The 1,494-nt window shown below is 59.2% G+C and carries 1 rRNA gene; it reads right to left on the minus strand.

Going from position 1 to position 1,494, the window contains the following annotated elements:
- Positions 1-1,494: ribosomal RNA gene (locus FZ103_RS00005) — 23S ribosomal RNA — on the minus strand; the annotation flags it as partial.

A 1,494-nucleotide genomic window follows, 5' to 3' on the forward strand; every position in this document is an offset into this window, starting at 1 on the left:
AGCGGGGAAGTCGTTACGCCATTCGTGCAGGTCGGAACTTACCCGACAAGGAATTTCGCTACCTTAGGATGGTTATAGTTACCACCGCCGTTTACTGGCGCTTAGATTCCCAGCGGCACAGGCACAAAAGCCTGCTGACCGGTCCTCTTAACGTTCCAGCACCGGGCAGGCGTCAGTCCGTATACAGCGTCTTACGACTTCGCACGGACCTGTGTTTTTAATAAACAGTCGCTTCCCCCTGGTATCTGCGACCCCACCCAGCTCACAGGGAAAACCTGATCACCGGACAGGGCTCCCCTTCTCCCGAAGTTACGGGGACAATTTGCCGAGTTCCTTAACCACGGATCACCCGAACGCCTCGGTATACTCTACCTGACCACCTGCGTCGGTTTCGGGTACTGGCCGCACACGCACTCGCTAGAGGCTTTTCTCGACAGCACGGGATCACCCACTTCGCCGAAAACGGCTCGGCATCACGCCTCACCCACATAACAGGGCAGGGATTTACCACCACCCCGGGCTACACGCTTACCCCCGGACAACCACCGCCGGGTAGGGCTACCCCACTGCGTCACCCCATCACTTGCCTACACACCCCTCGGGTCCCAGACCAGGCCACCCGCACCGCCCGAAAGCGGCACAAGCACCCGGCATGGTCAGCATCAGGGCTATCAGCATGGGCGCACGCGCACGGGTACGGGAATATCAACCCGTTGCCCATCGACTACGCCTGTCGGCCTCGCCTTAGGTCCAGACTCACCCTGGGCGGATCAACCTGCCCCAGGAACCCTTAGTCAATCGGCGCCGGAGTTTCCCACTCCGGTATCGCTACTCATGCCTGCATTCTCACTCGCACACCCTCCACCACAAGGTCACCCCGCAGCTTCACCGGATGCACGACGCTCCCCTACCAACCGACACACAACGTGCCGGCCCCACAGCTTCGGCGGTGTACTTCAGCCCCGCTACATTATCGGCGCAGAATCACTTGACCAGTGAGCTATTACGCACTCTTTCAAGGATGGCTGCTTCTAAGCCAACCTCCTGGTTGTCTCAGCAACTCCACAACCTTTCCCACTTAGCACACCCTTAGGGGCCTTAGCTGATGATCTGGGCTGTTTCCCTCTCGACCACGAAGCTTATCCCCCGCAGTCTCACTGCCGCACTCGGCTCCACCGGCATTCGGAGTTTATCTGACCTCAGTAACCTTGTCGGGCCCATCAGCCAAACAGTAGCTCTACCTCCGGGGAGCACCACACGACGCTGCACCTAAATGCATTTCGGGGAGAACCAGCTATCACGGAGTTTGATTGGCCTTTCACCCCTACCCACAGCTCATCCCCCAGGTTTTCAACCCTGGTGGGTTCGGGCCTCCACGAAGTCTTACCTCCGCTTCACCCTGGCCATGGGTAGATCACCCCGCTTCGGGTCCACAGCATGCGACTCAACCGCCCTGTTCAGACTCGCTTTCGCTACGGCTACCCCACCCGGGTT

The sequence above is a fragment of the Streptomonospora sp. PA3 genome, assembly GCF_009728995.1.
Lineage (GTDB): Bacteria > Actinomycetota > Actinomycetes > Streptosporangiales > Streptosporangiaceae > Streptomonospora.